Raw genomic sequence first — 16,837 nt, forward strand, 5'->3', positions numbered from 1 at the left:
TCGCTGCTTCTTCATAAGTCCGTCCTCAATAGGCCAGACTCTAATCCATTCTGGAGGAAATTCTCAGTGGCAGGTCATCAGGGACTTCCTCCAGCACGTTCACTGATCCTCCCAGTGTCGAATAACACCGTATTTCACAGTGGGACCGCTCGGGAGACAAACATGTTGAGTGGACAGTCCTACTCCAAATCCAGACGCGGATAACGTAAGGTCGATGGAGAAAACTCGGGTCCACGCGCCTTATGAAGAACCTTCGTCATCTCCCTCTTCAAACCTTACGAACATTCGAGGCATCGGCCCGTCATGGGAGCCTGACAAAGGCTGCCGACGAGCTCAGCTTAACGGACAGCGCCGTCAGTCATCAGATTCGCCGCCTAGAGGAAGCATTAGGCTACGAGTTGTTTGTCAAAGCGGGGCGCGGACTAACGCTCACTGACGCTGGTCGAATTCTCGCGAAGACAGTCAGCCAAGCCCTTCAGGAAATCTCCGACGCTGCTCTAAGGCTGGCAGACCTCAAGGACGGCGGCGGCAAGCTGGAAATCGCCTGCCCTCCGATGTTCGCGAACACATGGCTGGCAAAGAACCTGGGCGATTTCTGCCGCGACTTCCCATCCATCGAGTGCCACATCACCTTCATGGACAACCACAGAGTACACGAGGTGAAAGACACTGACATCGGGCTGGTGTTCGGGAATGGAGGGTGGCCCGACAGATGGTCGGCGTCATTGGATCAGGTCAATGTCGCACCCGTCTGCACCCCTCGTCTACTCGACAGCATCGGCGGACAGTCCGCCAAACCGATAGACCTCAGCAGGACGTTGCTACTCCATTGGGATGACGGGTCGGAATGGAGGCGATGGTTTGCAGAGGTTGGGCTTCCGGGTGTCGACCAAGATGCACGCCATCTCTACTGTAACGATCTAGGCATGGCGATCGGCCTCGCGGTACATGGCGCGGGCGTTGCGCTGGTCAGCGATATGTTGGCTGCCCACGACCTCAAACGCAACACACTCGTCAAGCCGTTTCCTTACGCGATCGATATCTTCGGGGCATGGCACGTACTATCTACGGATCGCAACCTTTCCCGTCCCGCGGTTCGGCTCTTTCTACGGTGGCTCCTGCCGCAGTTTGGGCGAGCGAACCTGCTCGCGTCCCTGTAGTTATGTTCCACTCGACCCTATAAGGGCGATTAGGGAGGGATTCACTCAGAGGCGCGCGCGAACAGCGGCCCCATATGCATCCTGTCCACCTGTGCTTTGGCAAGTTTAACGATCACTCACGGCGATCGCTTTGGTACGGGCTTTCTTGGCGGATAAGATTTCAAACTCACCATGCAACTTGCCGTGTTCGACGGTCATCTTCGCGTCGTAGCCAGCCTTATGCGGAACGCACAGCGGCAACGATAAGAGGTGATCACTGGAACTATGGGCAAGATAGACGGCAGTCGGGGCCTCGAATGACATTCGCATGGCATCGCCATGCCACTCGGAACCGATAGACACCGTCGCGCCGGGCTTGGCATGATCGAAGAAGCACCCGAGGAAGCTCACCAGCGTTGCCTCGAATCCCAACCGGTCACCTCTGATCGAGCGTCTTGATGCGACACCTCTGCTGTCGATTTGAATACCCGTGACGAGACAGGTGTTCGACAGATTTTCCACAATCTCCCGAACGAGTTCGTTGGGCGAGAAATCTTCGGAAACCAGCGTATCCTGACGTGGGGCTTCCCCGGCCCTTACGAGCGCTCTCGTCAATTTCCTGATCCGCTCCGTCAAGCTAGCGATGTTGTGAATCGTCTCCTGGTAGTCGTGGTTGAAGTTGGACAGCCTGCTTCCAAGGGATGTTGCCGAGTCGAATATTGTCGTTAAAGGCATGAGGATATCGGCCTTCAATGCGCTTACGACGTTCAATAAGTCCGGTCCGGGGATGGTGTCCGGGTAGATATGTGGAGTTTTGCTGGATATCGACCGCAGCTTTGCAAGTTCCTGCGTGAGGATTGTCTCCCGCTTTTTGAACATCTCGATGCGTTTCACGTAGTCGGACACATCCACACTGAGCCAGATTGAGCGACCGTCCCTACAGGCGTGTTCTTTCACAGAGAAAGTACGCCCGTCCGGAAGGGTGACCTCGTGTGGGGAGACGTCGTCAGATACGGCTGCCATTCCCGCAAGTCGCTGCCGCAACGTTGAAACAGCTATCTCCGACGTGCCTGACCCCACTCCCATCACCTGTTCAAACCCTCGATCCCAGGACAGGAGACGTTCACCACTGCAGACCGCAAGACCGACATGCTTATCCGGCCAATCCGATCGGAGTTGCTCAAGGCTAGACGCATCGGTGAACGGAGTTGATGGCGACGCCAGATCGCTCTGACCCCTTAACTTTTCCAGGTATATTTTCCGACCGTACTCGCTGAGCTTCACCGTAACGTCTCGACCCTCCCACTCACGGTCGATGAGTCCTGCGGTTACAAGGTTGGTTAGTATTCTCGAGAGATTTGCGTCGCCCAGATTAAACGAGGCGAGGAGCTGCTTTCGGTCGACACCGTCTGGATTCGCCCCAACGGCGGTCAAGATTGCGGAAACATGCTTCTTGGACAGGACATCTGCTACCGAATGTACGTCCGCGAAGTGGTGGGCTTGCTCAAGCAGTTCCCCCAGGACGATAAAGCGTTCTGCCAACAATCTGTCGTTGACCTCGACAAGGCCTCGTATCCGGCCGACCACGACGGCCCATTCATCGAGGCTGCCACCAAACCGCCGCCCCGCGATGAGGTGAAAAACCAAACTCTGGACTTTTTCGTAAACGGTTTCACGGGCCTGGGCAGTGCCACCGTCGGCAAGGTAGGCCTTAACGGCGCTAAAAGCATCCGCAGGCGATTTACCTGGTTGAAGCAAGCCACCAATCGCCCTGCGGCGGATTGCGGATTCCAGAGCGTCGGTTCCCATCAGTCAACAACACCTAATACGATGCGAATATGCCACATATAATGCTTCACAAAGCTTTACATCGGGTTGCGCAGAAAGCGAGTCATCTTTTATTGCCACTTAAAGTGTCAGCCGTCGCCAGGGTTCCCCGCTGGACGCATTTTCCCTGACATGCCCGCCGTCTACGGGGGAAAGAAAATACCCGATCAAGTCGCTTGGAGCGGGTGAATTGTGCTCGTCGTAGTGCTGTTGAACCACTACGGTCTTCATCTTGCTCTGATCGTAGAGGAATTTTGCTTTGTCCTCGTGTCGCCTCATCGTGGTGACGCCTCCGCAGGACGGGACGATCAAAAGATCGACATCGAGATGATCAAACGGTGGATTGTCGAAAATGTTACAGTAGTCGAGGCATATCGCCGTCGACACCGCGCGATCGGCAAGGAGGACGACTGTGATCGTATCGCCCGTTTCGATACGTTCCTGAATTCCGACTTCACTGTAGCGGTAGAGCTTTTTATGGCGCGCGATTGGCGCTCCGATCATGTCGAGCATGACCGACTCGTTTTCATACAGCTGATCTTCCCGCTTCTCGTGGCTCGACCCCGCCACCACGAAACTCATGCCGTCGGTGATGATCTGGTCGCTGGCCAGCGCCAGCCGGAGGTCTTGAATCATGGAGCTGGGCAAAGTCAGCTCCGGATAAATGGCCCCAGCGCAGTCTTCTTTCGAGGCGCGCTCGATCCCGCCCACCAGAGACGCGAAATGACCCGGACATGATGTCGAAGTGACAACAAAATGGTTGTCGTTGTCGTAGTCTAAGTCGAACTCGAGTTTGTCGAAAACGGCAGCACCCAATTGGAATGGCTTTCCCGCCGCCATACGCACCCGTCCTGCGGCATCGTCATGGACCTTGAGGTCGATACGATACTTGCCGATTTTGGACGGGAGCATTCGAGCGCGTTTGAATGCCCTTCGGTAAAACGGCTCCCCACCCTTGGCTAAGCGGTTTTTCGGAGCACGGTTGATGAAGAACCCGCCTTCATCTTCGAACGAAACCTCGTAGAAACTCGCCCTACGGGAGACCGCGGCGTCGTCCGTAAGAAAGAACAGGTCTTCGAGAAAACGTAGTCGGATGGCAAGTGACTCGAAAATCTTCATTTTCGCAGCCGAGGTCTGCACCTTCTCATCAAATTGACCAAAGACGTTTTCAAGGACCATCCCGGCCACAGCATCGTCCAAGCTCTTCTCGGAAAGCGACCGATAGGTGCTGCACACATCTTCCTCCGCGTCGCGCATGCAGAGCCACAAAATGAAGATGGAGAATTTCAAGGTTTCAGGCTCGTCAGCGTAGGCCTTGGCCTGCTGGAGTCTTCTATTTGTCTGGCTGATCCAGTCGGTCATGCGCCCCCCTTGTGTTCGACGGTCTCCGACGTAGAAGGGAGATTCAACGTTCAGCGAACCGCTGGACGTGTGTCATGCCTAACGAAAATGATGTCGAATGCCACTTCCGAAATGGCTCAAAGTCGAACGCCTGTCAACCACCTGAGATTGCACGAATGCAACAAAGTCGCACGCTGTAACCTCGTTGTCGAAGGGTGTGGCGAGGGCGCGCCGACACCTGACTTATCGGGCAGGTAGCCGACCCTATCGGCGACGCTTATTAGTAGCCTCTCATCGAGCGAAGCGTGACCGCTGTTCACACATGCGGGATTAAAACGCGTCCAATCCTTTGAACCACCGCCGCGATTCATGACGTGAGATCATGTAACGGGTGAGGAATGGTCATTTGCGCGTCACAAATTTTTATAACTAGGATGGGTACAAGGAAAATAAAAATGACGATCACGGGAACGACTTCAAAGGGGGACGCAAGTAATGAATCTTGCTGTCAAGGATATCCACAAATCATACGGTAATTTCGAGGTGCTGAAGGGCATTTCGCTCGAAGCGAACTCCGGTGACGTGATTAGTATAATCGGTGCGAGCGGCTCCGGTAAGAGTACGTTTCTCCGCTGCATCAACTTCCTCGAGCGCCCAAATTCAGGACAGATTTCCATCAACGGTGATGTCCTCTCGACTAAACTCGAACGCGACGGTTACCTTCGCCCGACAAACCACCGTCAGCTCCAGGCGATGAGAGCCAAGCTGGCCATGGTTTTCCAGAATTTCTGTCTCTGGTCCCACATGTCCGTACTGTCGAATGTGATCGAAGCCCCCATGAGCGCCCTCGGCGTTCCAAGGGCTGAGGCCTGCGAACGCGCCAAGGAGAACCTGGCGAAGGTCGGCCTCGGCTTCGACGTCCTTGAGAAGTATCCCGCCCATCTTTCCGGCGGCCAACAGCAGCGTGTTGCTATTGCACGAGCGCTTAGCGTGAATCCCGATGTCATGCTTTTCGACGAGCCAACCTCTGCGCTGGACCCCGAACTTGTCGGCGAGGTCCTCCGGGTCATGCAGACCTTGGCAGAGGAAGGCCGTACCATGGTGGTTGTGACGCACGAGATGGGCTTTGCCCGCCATGCGTCGAGCCGCGTGATGTTCCTCCATCAGGGGCTGGTCGAAGAAGAAGGATCGCCCGAGAACATCTTCAATTCCCCGTCGAGCCCACGGCTCCAACAATTTCTGGCAGGTCGCCTGAAACACTGACCATCTCTTGGGAGAGAGGCGGCTCAGCGAAATACAAGAAACCCAACATCACCAGAGGTAGAACAATGAGGATTCTCATCAATTCCGCATGCGCTCTCGTATTGGCTACAACCTTCCTCACCCCGGCTTTCGCCGCCGAGAAGGTCACGATCGCCACGGATGCGACCTTCCCTCCGTTCGAGTCGATTGACGAAAACGGCAAGCTCATTGGTTTCGATATCGAGCTCATGGAAGCCATCTGCAAGGAAGCGGAACTCGACTGCGACATCATCGGCGCGGCATGGGACGGCATGTTCCCATCGCTGATCGAAGGGAAATATCACGCACTGATCTCACAGCTGACCGTGACCGACAAGCGTCGTCAGGTCGTTGCGTTCAGCGACATCTACGACCACCCGATCTTCCGTTTCGCTGCCAAGAAGGGTGCGGACATCACGATTTCGCCCGAGGGTGTTACGGGCAAGATCATCGCCGTCCAGACCGGTACGCCGATGGACGCCTATGTCACCGCCCATATGCCCGGCGCGACGATCAAGCGCTACGACTCCGGTAGCGCGCCTTTCCTCGACCTCACGAACGGCCGTGCCGATCTCGTTCTAGGCTATCAGGCCCAGATCGTTCACAGCTTCCTCAAGACGGACGACGGCAAGGACTTCGAGCTGACCGGTCCGGAAATGACCGGAAAGGACGCCAAGGAGTTCGGCGAAGGCGTCGCTATCGCAATCGGGAAAAACAATACGCAACTTGTCGAGGACGTGAACAGGGGGCTCAGCAAGGTCCGTGAAAACGGCACGCTGAAGGCCCTCATGACGAAGTATTTCGGCGAGTAAGAGCGATGGTTTCGGAGTTCTCCGTGAGCATTCTGGCAGCAGGGTCGACGACCCTGCTGCTGGCACTGAGCTCGCTCGTACTTGCCACGGTGATCGGATTGGCGGCCGCGTTTGCCAAGCTCTCCGAGAACAGGTTCCTGAGAAGGACTGCCGCGGTTTATACCTTCGTGATCCGCGGTATTCCGGACTTGGTCTGGATGTTGTTGATATTCTACAGCCTCCCGTCGCTGCTTAACCAGACAGCTGGGACACTCGGCTGGGACGTCCGCTTCGAGTTCCCGCCCATCGGTGCTGCTATCGGCACGCTTGGTTTGATCTTCGGTGCCTATATGACCGAGACTTTCCGCATGGCGCTCCTCAACATCCCCAAAGGACAGGTCGAGGCGGCGTTGGCCTACGGCCTGCCAAAGTCCGCCATTTTCCTCAGGATCATCCTGCCGCAGCTCACGCGGCTTGCGTTGCCGGGGTTCACAAACAACTGGCTTGTCTTAGCGAAAGCGACAGCGCTCGCCTCGTTGATCGGCCTGCACGACGTCATGTTCAGGGCCAAGGGTGCCGCGGAGGCGACGAGCAAGCCCTTCACCTTTTTCCTCGTAGCGGCAGCATTTTACCTGACACTGACCGTGTGCTCGATGATCGTGCTTACGATCGTGGCAAAACGGACGTCCATGGGCGTCAAGGAGCTCGCACCATGAACTGGAACATCATCGTCGAGAATATCCCGCTCTATTTCACGGGTATGAAACTGACGCTCTTCCTGGCGTTTACGTCGTTGGCACTGTCTTTCATCATAGCCGTGCCGCTTTCCTTTCTCAGGAACAGCGCCCGCTCCGGCGTGCGATACGCCGTAAGTGCCTACACCCTACTTTTTAGGGGTACCCCGCTGCTCGTCCAGCTGTTCCTGATCTACTTCGGGCTCGCGCAGTTCGGGTTGATCCGCCACAGCTTCATGTGGCCCTGGCTCTCCAGTCCACTGGTCTGTGTTCTTCTTGCCTTCGTCCTGAACACCGCCGCTTACACCACCGAGATTTTCGCCGGAGCGCTTAGAAGCATACCTGTAGGAGAGCTTGAAGCCGCAAGGGCCTACGGGCTCCCCAAGAGCAAGCAGGCGATCAGAATCCTCGTGCCCGCGATGTTGACGCGCGCGCTTCCCCTCTACGGCAACGAGATGATCATGATGTTGCATGCGACCTCGCTGGCCAGCACCGTCACGCTGCTGGAGACGACGGGTGTCGCCCGGCGCATCACGCTCGACAACTACATCCAGTTCGAACCGTACGTAACGGCGGCTGGAATCTATCTCACCATCACGTTCGTCATCATCACCTCGTTCCAGATCGTCCAGCGACGCTTTGCTGGTTATCTCGAGCCTCGCAGCATCTAGCTCCCAAGTCCGACCATTCCAACCATATTGCCCCGAGCGGCAAAACGAAGGAGACGACAAATGACTGAAAAGCCAAATCTCGGTGCGCTCTATGGCGCGGCGTCGGAAACCAAGACATTTCTTGGCCTGGAGGCGTGCACGTCGCTCGACGGGATCAATGCCCCCGTCGCGATCATTGGCGCTGCCGGGGCTACCCCGTATGCGTCAGTCGGCGCGTACTGCCGGAACGGCCCGGACGCGCTACGCCGTGCCACCGGTGCGCTGACGGCCAACGTGGATCGGCACGACTTCGACCACGGCGGCCCAGTTTTCCCGAGCAACTCCAGTCGTCCTGTCGACTGCGGCAACCTTCCGTACGATGAGAAGGACTACGCACTTAACAGGAAGACGATCGGCGATGCCATCGACGCTATCCTGCGCGGCGGTGCCGTCCCGGTCCTGCTCGGTGGAGATGACTCCGTTCCGATCCCGATGCTCGAGGCGCTCGGCCGCGACGGCAGCGGCCGCAAGTTCACGATTCTCCAGATCGACGCACACATCGACTGGCGTGACGTACATATGGGGGAAAGCCACGGTCTATCATCCACCATGCGCCGCGCATCCGAAATGGACCATGTAGAGCGCATCATCCAGGTTGGTGCACGCGGGATCGGCTCAGCGGCGACCACGGACTACGAAGACGCGGTTAAGAGCGGCGTGCAGTTCATCACCGCCTACGAGTACCACAAGGCGGGGATCGATGCCGTCACCAACCTTATTCCCCCAGGAAGCAACATCGTGATCTGCATCGACGCGGATGCATTCGATCCCTCGATCGTCCCCGGCGTGATCGGGCGCTCTCCCGGCGGCCTCAGCTACTACCAGATGGTCGACCTCATCAAGGGTGCGGCCACCAAGGGCAAGATCGCGGCGATGGACTTCGTCGAATACATGCCGGAACGCGATGTGGACGACATCGGAGCACTCAATGTCGCCCGTCTGATCACGACCGCACTCGGCGTCATCGTTCGACAGACTATCTGAACCTCCCGCAGCCTGGGTGTCTTTTACTCAGGCCCATTCTCCTAAGGAGCTCTCATGTCCAGACCAGACAAACATCAGTTGTCATCGCTCGGGTTCAATTCTCTGTCGGTCCATGGTGGCAACGAGGTAGACCAGACCTCGGGGGCCATTCGCACGCCGATCGTGATGGCGAACTCCTATACGCTCCCTTACGATCCATCGATGAAGGACTGGTCGGACACCACCAACCCCTCCTACACGCGCAACTCCGGGCACAATCAAATCTGCCTGCAGCGAAAGTTAGCCGCTATGGAGGGCGGCGAGGATGCAGCTGTCTTTTCCACAGGCGTAGCAGCGCTTTACGGAATTTTCTTCACCTTCCTCAAGTCCGGCGATCACGTAATCGTAGGGGATGTAACCTATGAAGCCGTCTGGCGGCTTTTCGCCGAGCTCCTGCCCGAACGTTACGGCATCGATGCGACGTTCGTCGACATGGGTGACATGGATGCGGTGCGTGCGGCCGTCCGACCGACCACGAAGCTCATACACACCGAATCCATTGCCAACCCGACGACGAAAGTTGCCGACATCGCCAGCCTCGCAGGCATTGCCAAAGCGGCCGGGGCGATGCTCTCAGTGGATTCGACGTTCACGCCTCCACCGTTCTTCCGTCCCTTGGAGCTGGGGGCGAACCTGGTCGTTCATTCGCTAACGAAATACATCAATGGCCACGGCGATGCGATGGGCGGCGTTGTCATCGGGGCTAAGGAGCTGATCCACCACATCAAGGCCGACGCGCTCGTAGACCTCGGTGCGACCATATCTCCCTTCAACGCGTGGCTGATCACCCGCGGGTCCGTGACGCTTCCACTCCGGTTGAAACAGCAATTTTCGACGGCCGAGACGGTGGCGCGGTATCTCGAAACCGAAAAACGCCTAGCGTTCGTCACCTATCCGGGGCTGGCCTCCCACGACCAGCACGAACTGGCGAAAAGCCAGTTTGGCGGACGGGGTTACGGGGCGATGATGGCATTCGCGGTGGATGGTGATCCGGATACCCAGAACCGATTTGTCTCACATCTCAAAGTCATCACCTCGGCAGTGTCTCTTGGACACGATGAGACGCTCATCGTCCACGTTGGCGGGGGCGGCCGAGGGGGATCGGAGAGGTACCCGGAGAATTTCAGGAAGTACGGTCATCTCCGTCTATCGATCGGCCTCGAAGACCCCGAAGATATCATCTCCGACATCAAGAACGCGCTCGCGCTGACATTTCCGGAGCAAGCCGCGTGATGATCCGGGGTCTTCTTGTACCGATTTACCCTTCGGTCAAGCGCACCGACCTGGAGAACAAGCCCAAGGCTGCACCGACCGCGAACGTCCTCAAGCAACTAACACTGGCTCTCAAGAAACTGTTGGCGAAATAGCAACCTAGTGTGTCCATCGCATTCTGCGATAGCGATGGGCACACACAGTCGCAGTCTGTTCAACACCAAACGCCGAAAACAGAGATCACCGCGGTGAACCATTCACTTTCAAAACGCCTCGTTGCCGAGTTCCTCGGGACGGCCTTGCTTACGGCTTCAGTTGTCGGAAGTGCGGTAATGGCCAACGCGATGACGGATGTGCCGGCGTTGGTCATGCTCTGTGTCGCGATATCCTGCAGCGCTGCGCTGTTCGTCTTGCTCGAGCTCCTTGGGCCGATCTCCGGTGGCCACTTCAATCCGGCGGTCAGTCTGGCAATGCTTCTCGAGCGCGAGATACCGAGGAACGAGGCCGTTGCCTATATGTGCATGCAGACGATCGGCGGATTGATCGGCGTTGTCTTCGTACATGTCACGTTCGGTTTGCCGCTCTTGTCCGTCGGCGTTCACGTACGAACCGGGTTTCCTGTCTGGATCGCGGAAGCAGTGTCTACCTTCGGGCTCATTTTCACGATCTTCCTTGGAATCAGGTTTCGCCCCAACTCGGTATCCGCCTTCGTCGGCGTCTATGTCCTGTCGGTGACGCTCTTTGCGTCGAGCTCGTTCGCGAATCCGGCGACGACGATCGCGCGGGCGTTCACGGAAAGCCTTGCGGGCATTCGCCCCGTAGACGTCCTGGCCTTTGTTTTTGCTCAATGTCTGGGAAGTTGGCTCGCTGTCGGGCTTGCGCGGTGGTTGACGTCTCCGGCGGGAGCGACTGCAGAGCGCCGCTAGTGGCGGCGCGGTGACAGATATCTCCGCCGTAGATCACGCCAAGGAGCTAGTCATCGGACATCAAACGGAGCCACGGAAAAGAGCTTCAGCTCTACGAAATTCCTTTGAGACATATGCTGTGAACGCGCGGACGCGGGCAGTCTTCCTGAGGTCACTGTGAGTAAGGACCCATAGTCCGGTTGCCATCGCGTCGAATTCCGGGTGATCTACCTTTCGCAGATTGCGCGACGAAGCGCCCAGATAGCAGGGCAGGACAACGAAGCCCTGACCGCATTCAGCGGCACGTAGGAGAGAGACCAGCGAGTCCCCCCGCATGGCAATCGAGGTCTCGGGAACCGTTTTCCCGAGCCAACGAGAAATCTTCATGCCGCCAAGGGTCATGTCGGGCGCTAGCCAACGGTCGAATTCCGCCGGCGTCTTGCCGTTGTTCCGTTCTATCAGCTCTTGAGTGCCATAGATCGCGAAGCTGACATCGACTGCCCGTCGCCCGACGAGCGCATCAGGCGCGCTGTCTCCCGTTCGAAGGGCCACGTCTGCATCTCGTTGGGCGAGGTCAGTCACGAAACTACCAGTGGTGAGCGCGACCGTTATCCCAGGATGCATTTCACTGAACCCCGCGAGTATTCGTGGAAGCACCGATCCCATCAGGGTGTCACAGGTGGTGACTTTTAACGCTCCCTCTAGTCGTTCGTCCTTCCCGCGTAATCTGCCTTCCAACTGGCGGACGATCATCTGCATCTGCCGGGCGGATTCGAGCAAGTCTTCTCCGGTCTCCGTAAGAGTGTAGCCAGATGAAAGTCGATCGAAGACGCGCAGGCCATTCAAGGCCTCGAAAGAGCTGATGCGCCGTAGCACCGTCGAGTGATTTACACCGAGCGAACGCGCCGCGGCAGCTAGGCTCCCATGGTCCGCGACGGCAAGCACGTACTTCAGATCGTCCCAATCCCAATTGTGCATTTTTGCATTTTCAATTCGAAAAAATTGCGACTTTTATCGCAGAGACGCACAACGTAATCAAGGCGCTTCCAAGCGCGCAATTTCGCAAGCGCTAAATACGGAGCTATCATGATCGACACAAAATTCGCCCCCTACGGAATCCTTCTTCTGCGCGTATTGACGGGCGTGGCTCTGCTTGCGCATTCGCTGTATCTCAAGGTGTTCGTGCTCACAATGCCGGTCACTGTCGGATTTTTTCAATCGCTTGGCCTGCCGGGCCCGATGGCGTGGCTGATCCTGTTTATTGAGGTTATTGCGGGCATCGCTCTAATCGCCGGCGTGAAGCCACGTCTTGCTGCTGTCGCAGCAGCGGCCGTACTGCTCGGTGCAACCTGGGCCCACTCCGGAAACGGATGGGAGTTCAGCAGTACGGGCGGCGGCTGGGAGTATCCCTTTTTCTGGAGCCTCGCCCTCATCAGCATCGCACTCCTCGGAGACGGAGCTCACGCATTGGTGCCGTCATTCCGCGATAGGACAAACAACTAGGGATTCTCGTTCCCAAATTATCGCATCTGCCTACGAGCAAAAATCTGCTTGCTCGTAGGCAGATCGCCGTCACGTCGAGAGGCTCATTGTCATCGATCGGGTGGCTAAGCCGCCTGAGCGCCTCGACACCTTATTCGTCAAGCTCCTAAACGGAGATGATATTGTAATGGTATGAGGGCCTCGCGGATCGCGAGCGCGGCTGTGGGGGATAACCGGAGGCACTCTGGCTGCGGGGAGCACGCGGACAACCTTGTACATGTCTGTTCACTGTATTCGCCAGGCGAACGTGGCCCAGCGGAGTGGTGACAAGAACATCGGCAAAGATTCCCGTTCAACCTTTATGGGCCTCGGCCCAATGTGGATACGTCACGAAAGCCGTGAGAGCCCCCTCGCCTTCGGTCATGATCGTAACCGCCTGCCCTTTCGGCATGTAGACGATATCGCCCGGACCTGCCGTAGCGGTGCCATCGGATGTGGAAACAGATAGCCGCCCCTCGAGGACGATCATCGTGTCATCCACTTCCATCGTCTCCGTCAGCGACTGGTCGGGCGCATAGCGTCCGTATCCGATGGTCACAGGGCCGCCATTTCGTTCGTCTACCAGATTTCCGACATAGATTTCCGCATCCTGCCCCGGCGACTTGATCATCTTCGCGTCCGAGACGCTGAACTTTTGTACCTTCATCAGCCTGCTCCTATGTTGTCTGCCAACACATAGCGCGGAAGCAAGGCCCGCCAACCACTGCCGATGGAGAAGACATGACTGAAAACACCTGTGCGATCCCGACACCGGAACAGCGCAAATACCTGGAAATCAGGGAAGCGGCCGAACGCGCGATGCTCGACAAGGTCTTCAAAGCCATCGACGACGCGGCCACCGAGGTGGCGGACGGTTTCGCAATGGCAGGCCTCGAGTTCGAACCGACCAGTCGCGACTACTTCACGTTCGCGACCCAGCAGGTTCTGTTCGTGCGTCTGTGCGGTGGTGATCCGGATACGTTGAAGGGCGGCGATCCCGAAATCGGCCAGCGTATCGTGAACAACGGACAGAACATCATCGATCACTACTGGCAAAAGCCTGAATAGACGATCGAGCCAATCAACCGAAACTTCACCGCAACGACGTAGGAAATAAGGTAAGCAGAAGGAACAGAGGTTCGAGGCGATCAGCCCGAAGGGATCGAGGCGGATCAATGACGCGAGCTTTACAGGAGGGGCAGATGGGGAAACTGTACAGGTCATCGTGGCAGGTTTGTTTGGCGTGGATGGCCATTGTCGGACTGGTATTCTTTCAGGCAGGCGCGGCCTCTGGTGCTGACATAAGGAAGTCCTCCAAAGAGACCTGTGTTCTCTCCCTTGAAGGAGAGATCGTCTCAGGCGACTTCTCCCGTTTAGTCGAAATCGCCGCCAAGGAGTTTCTCGGTGTCGATGGCGAGAGTTCGGCGCGAGACACGATCTGTTTGAACAGTCCGGGAGGAAACGTCACCGAGGGCGTTAAACTCGCTGAATTCTTGTACAAGAACGGCGTTGGCACGGTCATCGACGAAGGTGCGGAATGCTACTCCATGTGCGCCATCATGTTCATGATGGGAATTGCACAGGGACCTGAGGTGACCTTCGTCAATCGCAAGCTTCACGTCACCGGTAAGCTCGGATTTCATCGCCCGTTCCTGGCCCTGAAGGAAGAAAGCCTGATCAGTACCAAAGCGCTGGCCGTCGCCCACGACGTTGCGCTGGAGGACATGAGCAAGATCATGCTGCTCGCCAACAATCTGGTCCCTTGGTCGAATTCGACGATGATGCGCCCTGACCTGATTCAGGAGATGCTCGGCCATATCGGCAACGATTTCTTCTACATCGATACCGTAGAGAAAGCTGGCCGCTTCGAAATCGAACTCATAGGCCTTCCTGTCCAATCAGCCCCACCTGAAGAACGCGCGTACTATGCGTGCGAGAATTCCTTCCATTGGCAAGTGGGCCTGATGAAGGACCCCGTCGATGTACGGAAATTCACGAAACCCGTCACGCAGGACGAGTCCGTCGTCAAACTCCTGAAGACCGCGGATGGTACCGAATACTATTCGGTGACGAGTAGCGATGCCGGGTATTCCGAAGCGGGATGCGTTATCGCCGTCAATGGGAACGGCCTGCAAGGTTGCGGGTACAACGGGATGTACAACGTCCTATTGGGTCAGGGAGCTTGCACCGTCGATAATTTCGCCGACCGGAGTTGGGGGATCAACCAACTTGCTTCATATCGCCCAGGCCTCACTCTCGAAGAGCTCGGCGGAGCGGCTACCAGCGCGGATGCCACATCCCCACGATCGATAGTCGGTGCGAAAGCGTCCGCCACGTGTGCCGTCTTCAGTAAAACTGGCGAACGGGAGATTGAACCCTGTGAAGCTACTCTGAATATCAATGTCATCGTAGATAATCGGCGATCCGACCGTTACGAATTCGTATGGCCGACAGGCAACAAGACCATTCTTGCACGCGACGGCGACTTCTTCACGATAAACGGCAAGCCGTCCATTCCCTACGCCGACGATGGATATACGCTGTGCGCGCTTAACAGCGAGACACGGAACCGTTTCTGCTTCAAGCTGTAATAGCGCCTCGGACCCGTGATAACAGCTTACCGAGGAGTGATCGCCTGCTCGGACTTGCGATAGGATTCGAGTTGGATTGCCACATCGTCCAACTTCGTGTGTGGCGGAACAAGGTCAATTGCGCGCATCATATCGTCAACCCAATCGCCCGTCGAAAGCGTGATCGTCGTTGGCGATGAGGTAAAGTCCCAGAGATCGCCCTTTCCCTTGAGCTCCGAGAACAGCTCTTCGATGGTCCCTGCTGGTTTGTAAAATGTCGTTGGCCCTGTGGTGCCTGGCGAGAATAAACACCATACGAAGCGATTACCGTCCTTCGTCTTGGCAATTGGCATGTAGGCCAGCCACGTTGACACCGTCCCCTGCCCGATTGAGCGAACGCCGAACGCAATAGCGTCCTCGCCGTTCTCCATCAGCTGGGAACCTTCGATAAACTCCTCGAGCGAAGACAACGCAATCTGGTAGCCGTCGGAACTGCTTCTACGCCCGAGATGGTAGTAGCGGTTGACGCATCCGTTCAGGATCATGGAATGCGAAAATGGATATCCATGCCGGATTTGGTACGAGAAGTCATTGTAAGTGATGCCGAGAACACGGACTGCATCTACGTCGTCGGCCATATACATTTCGTCACGGCCTGGAGCGAGCAAGCGAGGCAACTCGGCTGGAACGAGATGGAGGCGATCCGCGACCGCTACTAATCGCGCGATACCCAGAACCGCCGCTCTGTAGGCATCCTGTACCAGGGCTGCGTCGTAACTCCCCTCGGGAACGGAGAGATACGGCGCGTGAAATCCCAGTTTTGCTCCCTTCTCAAGCGTGCGCGACGGCTTCTGATCGGGGATAGAATCACCATCGCCGACAGGGGTCGGGTCTTTCGGAAGATCGACGCCCCCCAGAAATGCGACGGCGCAGGCCGAGTAGCAGGCGTCCATCTCACGTACGACGGTGGCGAGACCGAGGCGACGGAACGCCAAGGCGAGGTTTAGTCCCTCGTGGTAATCGCCGCCCGGACTATTCAGTGCGATGACGATCCGTCGCCAAGGGTCTTGTTGAACTGAGATGTTGGCTTCCGCCAATGCTTGCTTCACACGAGCACTGTCGGCCTCAACGATTTCGCCCTCGAGCCTGAAGCGTGCCTCTGGACCGAACTGCCCGCTCGTAATCCCTTCGAACTTAACGTCGGCGGCATGGGAGCTTACCGGAGCCGTCAAGCCTAAGCATGCAAGCATGGTGACGACGGATAGGCGACGTATCATTCAGCAACACCAGGGCAAAGTTCCTGGAAGACGCTTAATGCGGTCGGGTAGCCAGAGGCCGATGAACCGTCGAGTACTTCGCCCGACTTTACGCTACGCACGACATAGTCAGCCATGAGGTCAGTGGACCTCGACTTACCTTCAAGGACATACCCCTCGCCGTAAACGTCGGTCCAAGTCCCCTTTTTGCAGTTCGCCGTTACCCTGTCGCCGACCTTTACCGATGCCATCGTCCGTTTGACGCAGGCCATCGAATAATCCTGCTCGTATTCAACGCAGTACGCCTTGGCGTCTTTGGGCGTATGCTTGATCATGATAACGGCATTTGACGTACCGATTCCGGATTTGGAGACGGTCGTCACGTGCATGCCGGCACGCGAGCCGTAGTAGATCGAGTGATCGTCCTGCGCCTGCACGGGAATGACAGACAGCGTTCCCGCTGCGCCTGCTGCGGCGATCAATAACATCACTCTGGACCTCGCCACCCCGATCAACGCCTGCATGCA

The 16,837-nt window shown here is 57.0% G+C and carries 17 protein-coding genes; 11 read left to right on the plus strand and 6 right to left on the minus strand.

Annotated elements, in window-relative coordinates:
- The first annotated feature begins 242 nt into the window (after positions 1-242).
- The gene (locus tag MUU55_RS28095) at positions 243-1,160 is read left to right on the plus strand and encodes a LysR substrate-binding domain-containing protein (RefSeq protein WP_280519165.1); all 918 of its coding nucleotides are present in this window, start codon (positions 243-245) and stop codon (positions 1,158-1,160) included.
- Between the two features lie 105 nt (positions 1,161-1,265).
- Here MUU55_RS28095 and MUU55_RS28100 read toward each other — a convergent pair whose 3' ends face one another.
- On the minus strand, positions 1,266-2,948 hold the full coding sequence (locus tag MUU55_RS28100; RefSeq protein ID WP_244764078.1) for a MarR family transcriptional regulator: 1,683 nt from the start codon (positions 2,946-2,948) through the stop codon (positions 1,266-1,268).
- 99 nt (positions 2,949-3,047) lie between these two features.
- Positions 3,048-4,328: a hypothetical protein gene (locus tag MUU55_RS28105; protein ID WP_244764079.1), complete on the minus strand. Its 1,281-nt coding sequence runs from the start codon at positions 4,326-4,328 to the stop codon at positions 3,048-3,050.
- Between the two features lie 474 nt (positions 4,329-4,802).
- Between MUU55_RS28105 and MUU55_RS28110 the strand changes: the two genes are divergently transcribed.
- From MUU55_RS28110 to MUU55_RS28140, 7 genes are all read left to right on the plus strand, one after another.
- Complete coding sequence (locus tag MUU55_RS28110) at positions 4,803-5,570, plus strand: ABC transporter ATP-binding protein (protein WP_244764080.1); 768 nt, start codon at positions 4,803-4,805, stop codon at positions 5,568-5,570.
- A 65-nt stretch (positions 5,571-5,635) separates the two neighbouring features.
- Positions 5,636-6,400, plus strand: coding sequence for a transporter substrate-binding domain-containing protein (locus MUU55_RS28115; RefSeq protein WP_244764081.1), 765 nt, complete (start codon positions 5,636-5,638; stop codon positions 6,398-6,400).
- A gap of 23 nt (positions 6,401-6,423) precedes the next feature.
- On the plus strand, positions 6,424-7,095 hold the full coding sequence (locus MUU55_RS28120) for an ABC transporter permease (protein WP_244764082.1): 672 nt from the start codon (positions 6,424-6,426) through the stop codon (positions 7,093-7,095).
- Positions 7,092-7,784: an ABC transporter permease gene (locus tag MUU55_RS28125; protein WP_244764083.1), complete on the plus strand. Its 693-nt coding sequence runs from the start codon at positions 7,092-7,094 to the stop codon at positions 7,782-7,784. Before MUU55_RS28120 ends, MUU55_RS28125 begins: the two co-directional genes overlap by 4 nt.
- Positions 7,785-7,844: 60 nt before the next feature.
- Positions 7,845-8,807: an arginase family protein gene (locus MUU55_RS28130; RefSeq protein ID WP_244764084.1), complete on the plus strand. Its 963-nt coding sequence runs from the start codon at positions 7,845-7,847 to the stop codon at positions 8,805-8,807.
- 54 nt (positions 8,808-8,861) lie between these two features.
- Complete coding sequence (locus MUU55_RS28135; RefSeq protein ID WP_244764085.1) at positions 8,862-10,079, plus strand: trans-sulfuration enzyme family protein; 1,218 nt, start codon at positions 8,862-8,864, stop codon at positions 10,077-10,079.
- Positions 10,080-10,222: 143 nt separating this feature from the next.
- On the plus strand, positions 10,223-10,984 hold the full coding sequence (locus tag MUU55_RS28140; RefSeq protein WP_244764086.1) for an aquaporin: 762 nt from the start codon (positions 10,223-10,225) through the stop codon (positions 10,982-10,984).
- A gap of 60 nt (positions 10,985-11,044) precedes the next feature.
- On the opposite strand, the gene MUU55_RS28145 is transcribed toward MUU55_RS28140, so the two are convergent.
- A complete protein-coding gene (locus MUU55_RS28145; protein WP_244764087.1) occupies positions 11,045-11,941 on the minus strand; it encodes a LysR family transcriptional regulator in 897 nt (298 codons plus the stop codon).
- A gap of 108 nt (positions 11,942-12,049) precedes the next feature.
- Here MUU55_RS28145 and MUU55_RS28150 point away from each other — a divergent pair, with 108 nt between their 5' ends.
- The gene (locus MUU55_RS28150; protein ID WP_244764088.1) at positions 12,050-12,466 is read left to right on the plus strand and encodes a DoxX family protein; all 417 of its coding nucleotides are present in this window, start codon (positions 12,050-12,052) and stop codon (positions 12,464-12,466) included.
- Positions 12,467-12,797: 331 nt separating this feature from the next.
- Here the strand turns inward: MUU55_RS28150 and MUU55_RS28155 are convergent, their stop codons facing one another.
- Positions 12,798-13,151 (minus strand): ethanolamine utilization protein, encoded by a 354-nt coding sequence (locus MUU55_RS28155; protein WP_244764089.1) that lies wholly within the window; start codon positions 13,149-13,151, stop codon positions 12,798-12,800.
- Positions 13,152-13,225: 74 nt separating this feature from the next.
- Here MUU55_RS28155 and MUU55_RS28160 point away from each other — a divergent pair, with 74 nt between their 5' ends.
- On the plus strand, positions 13,226-13,552 hold the full coding sequence (locus MUU55_RS28160; protein ID WP_244764090.1) for a hypothetical protein: 327 nt from the start codon (positions 13,226-13,228) through the stop codon (positions 13,550-13,552).
- A gap of 134 nt (positions 13,553-13,686) precedes the next feature.
- A complete protein-coding gene (locus MUU55_RS28165) occupies positions 13,687-15,075 on the plus strand; it encodes a COG3904 family protein (RefSeq protein ID WP_244764091.1) in 1,389 nt (462 codons plus the stop codon).
- Between the two features lie 26 nt (positions 15,076-15,101).
- On the opposite strand, the gene MUU55_RS28170 is transcribed toward MUU55_RS28165, so the two are convergent.
- Both MUU55_RS28170 and MUU55_RS28175 read right to left on the minus strand, forming a co-directional pair.
- Positions 15,102-16,331: a COG3904 family protein gene (locus tag MUU55_RS28170; RefSeq protein ID WP_244764092.1), complete on the minus strand. Its 1,230-nt coding sequence runs from the start codon at positions 16,329-16,331 to the stop codon at positions 15,102-15,104.
- A complete protein-coding gene (locus MUU55_RS28175; protein ID WP_244764093.1) occupies positions 16,328-16,834 on the minus strand; it encodes a hypothetical protein in 507 nt (168 codons plus the stop codon). The genes MUU55_RS28170 and MUU55_RS28175 overlap by 4 nt, the downstream gene beginning before the upstream one ends.
- Positions 16,835-16,837: the final 3 nt, after the last annotated feature.

This window comes from Shinella curvata (assembly GCF_022899935.1).
Lineage (GTDB): Bacteria > Pseudomonadota > Alphaproteobacteria > Rhizobiales > Rhizobiaceae > Shinella > Shinella curvata.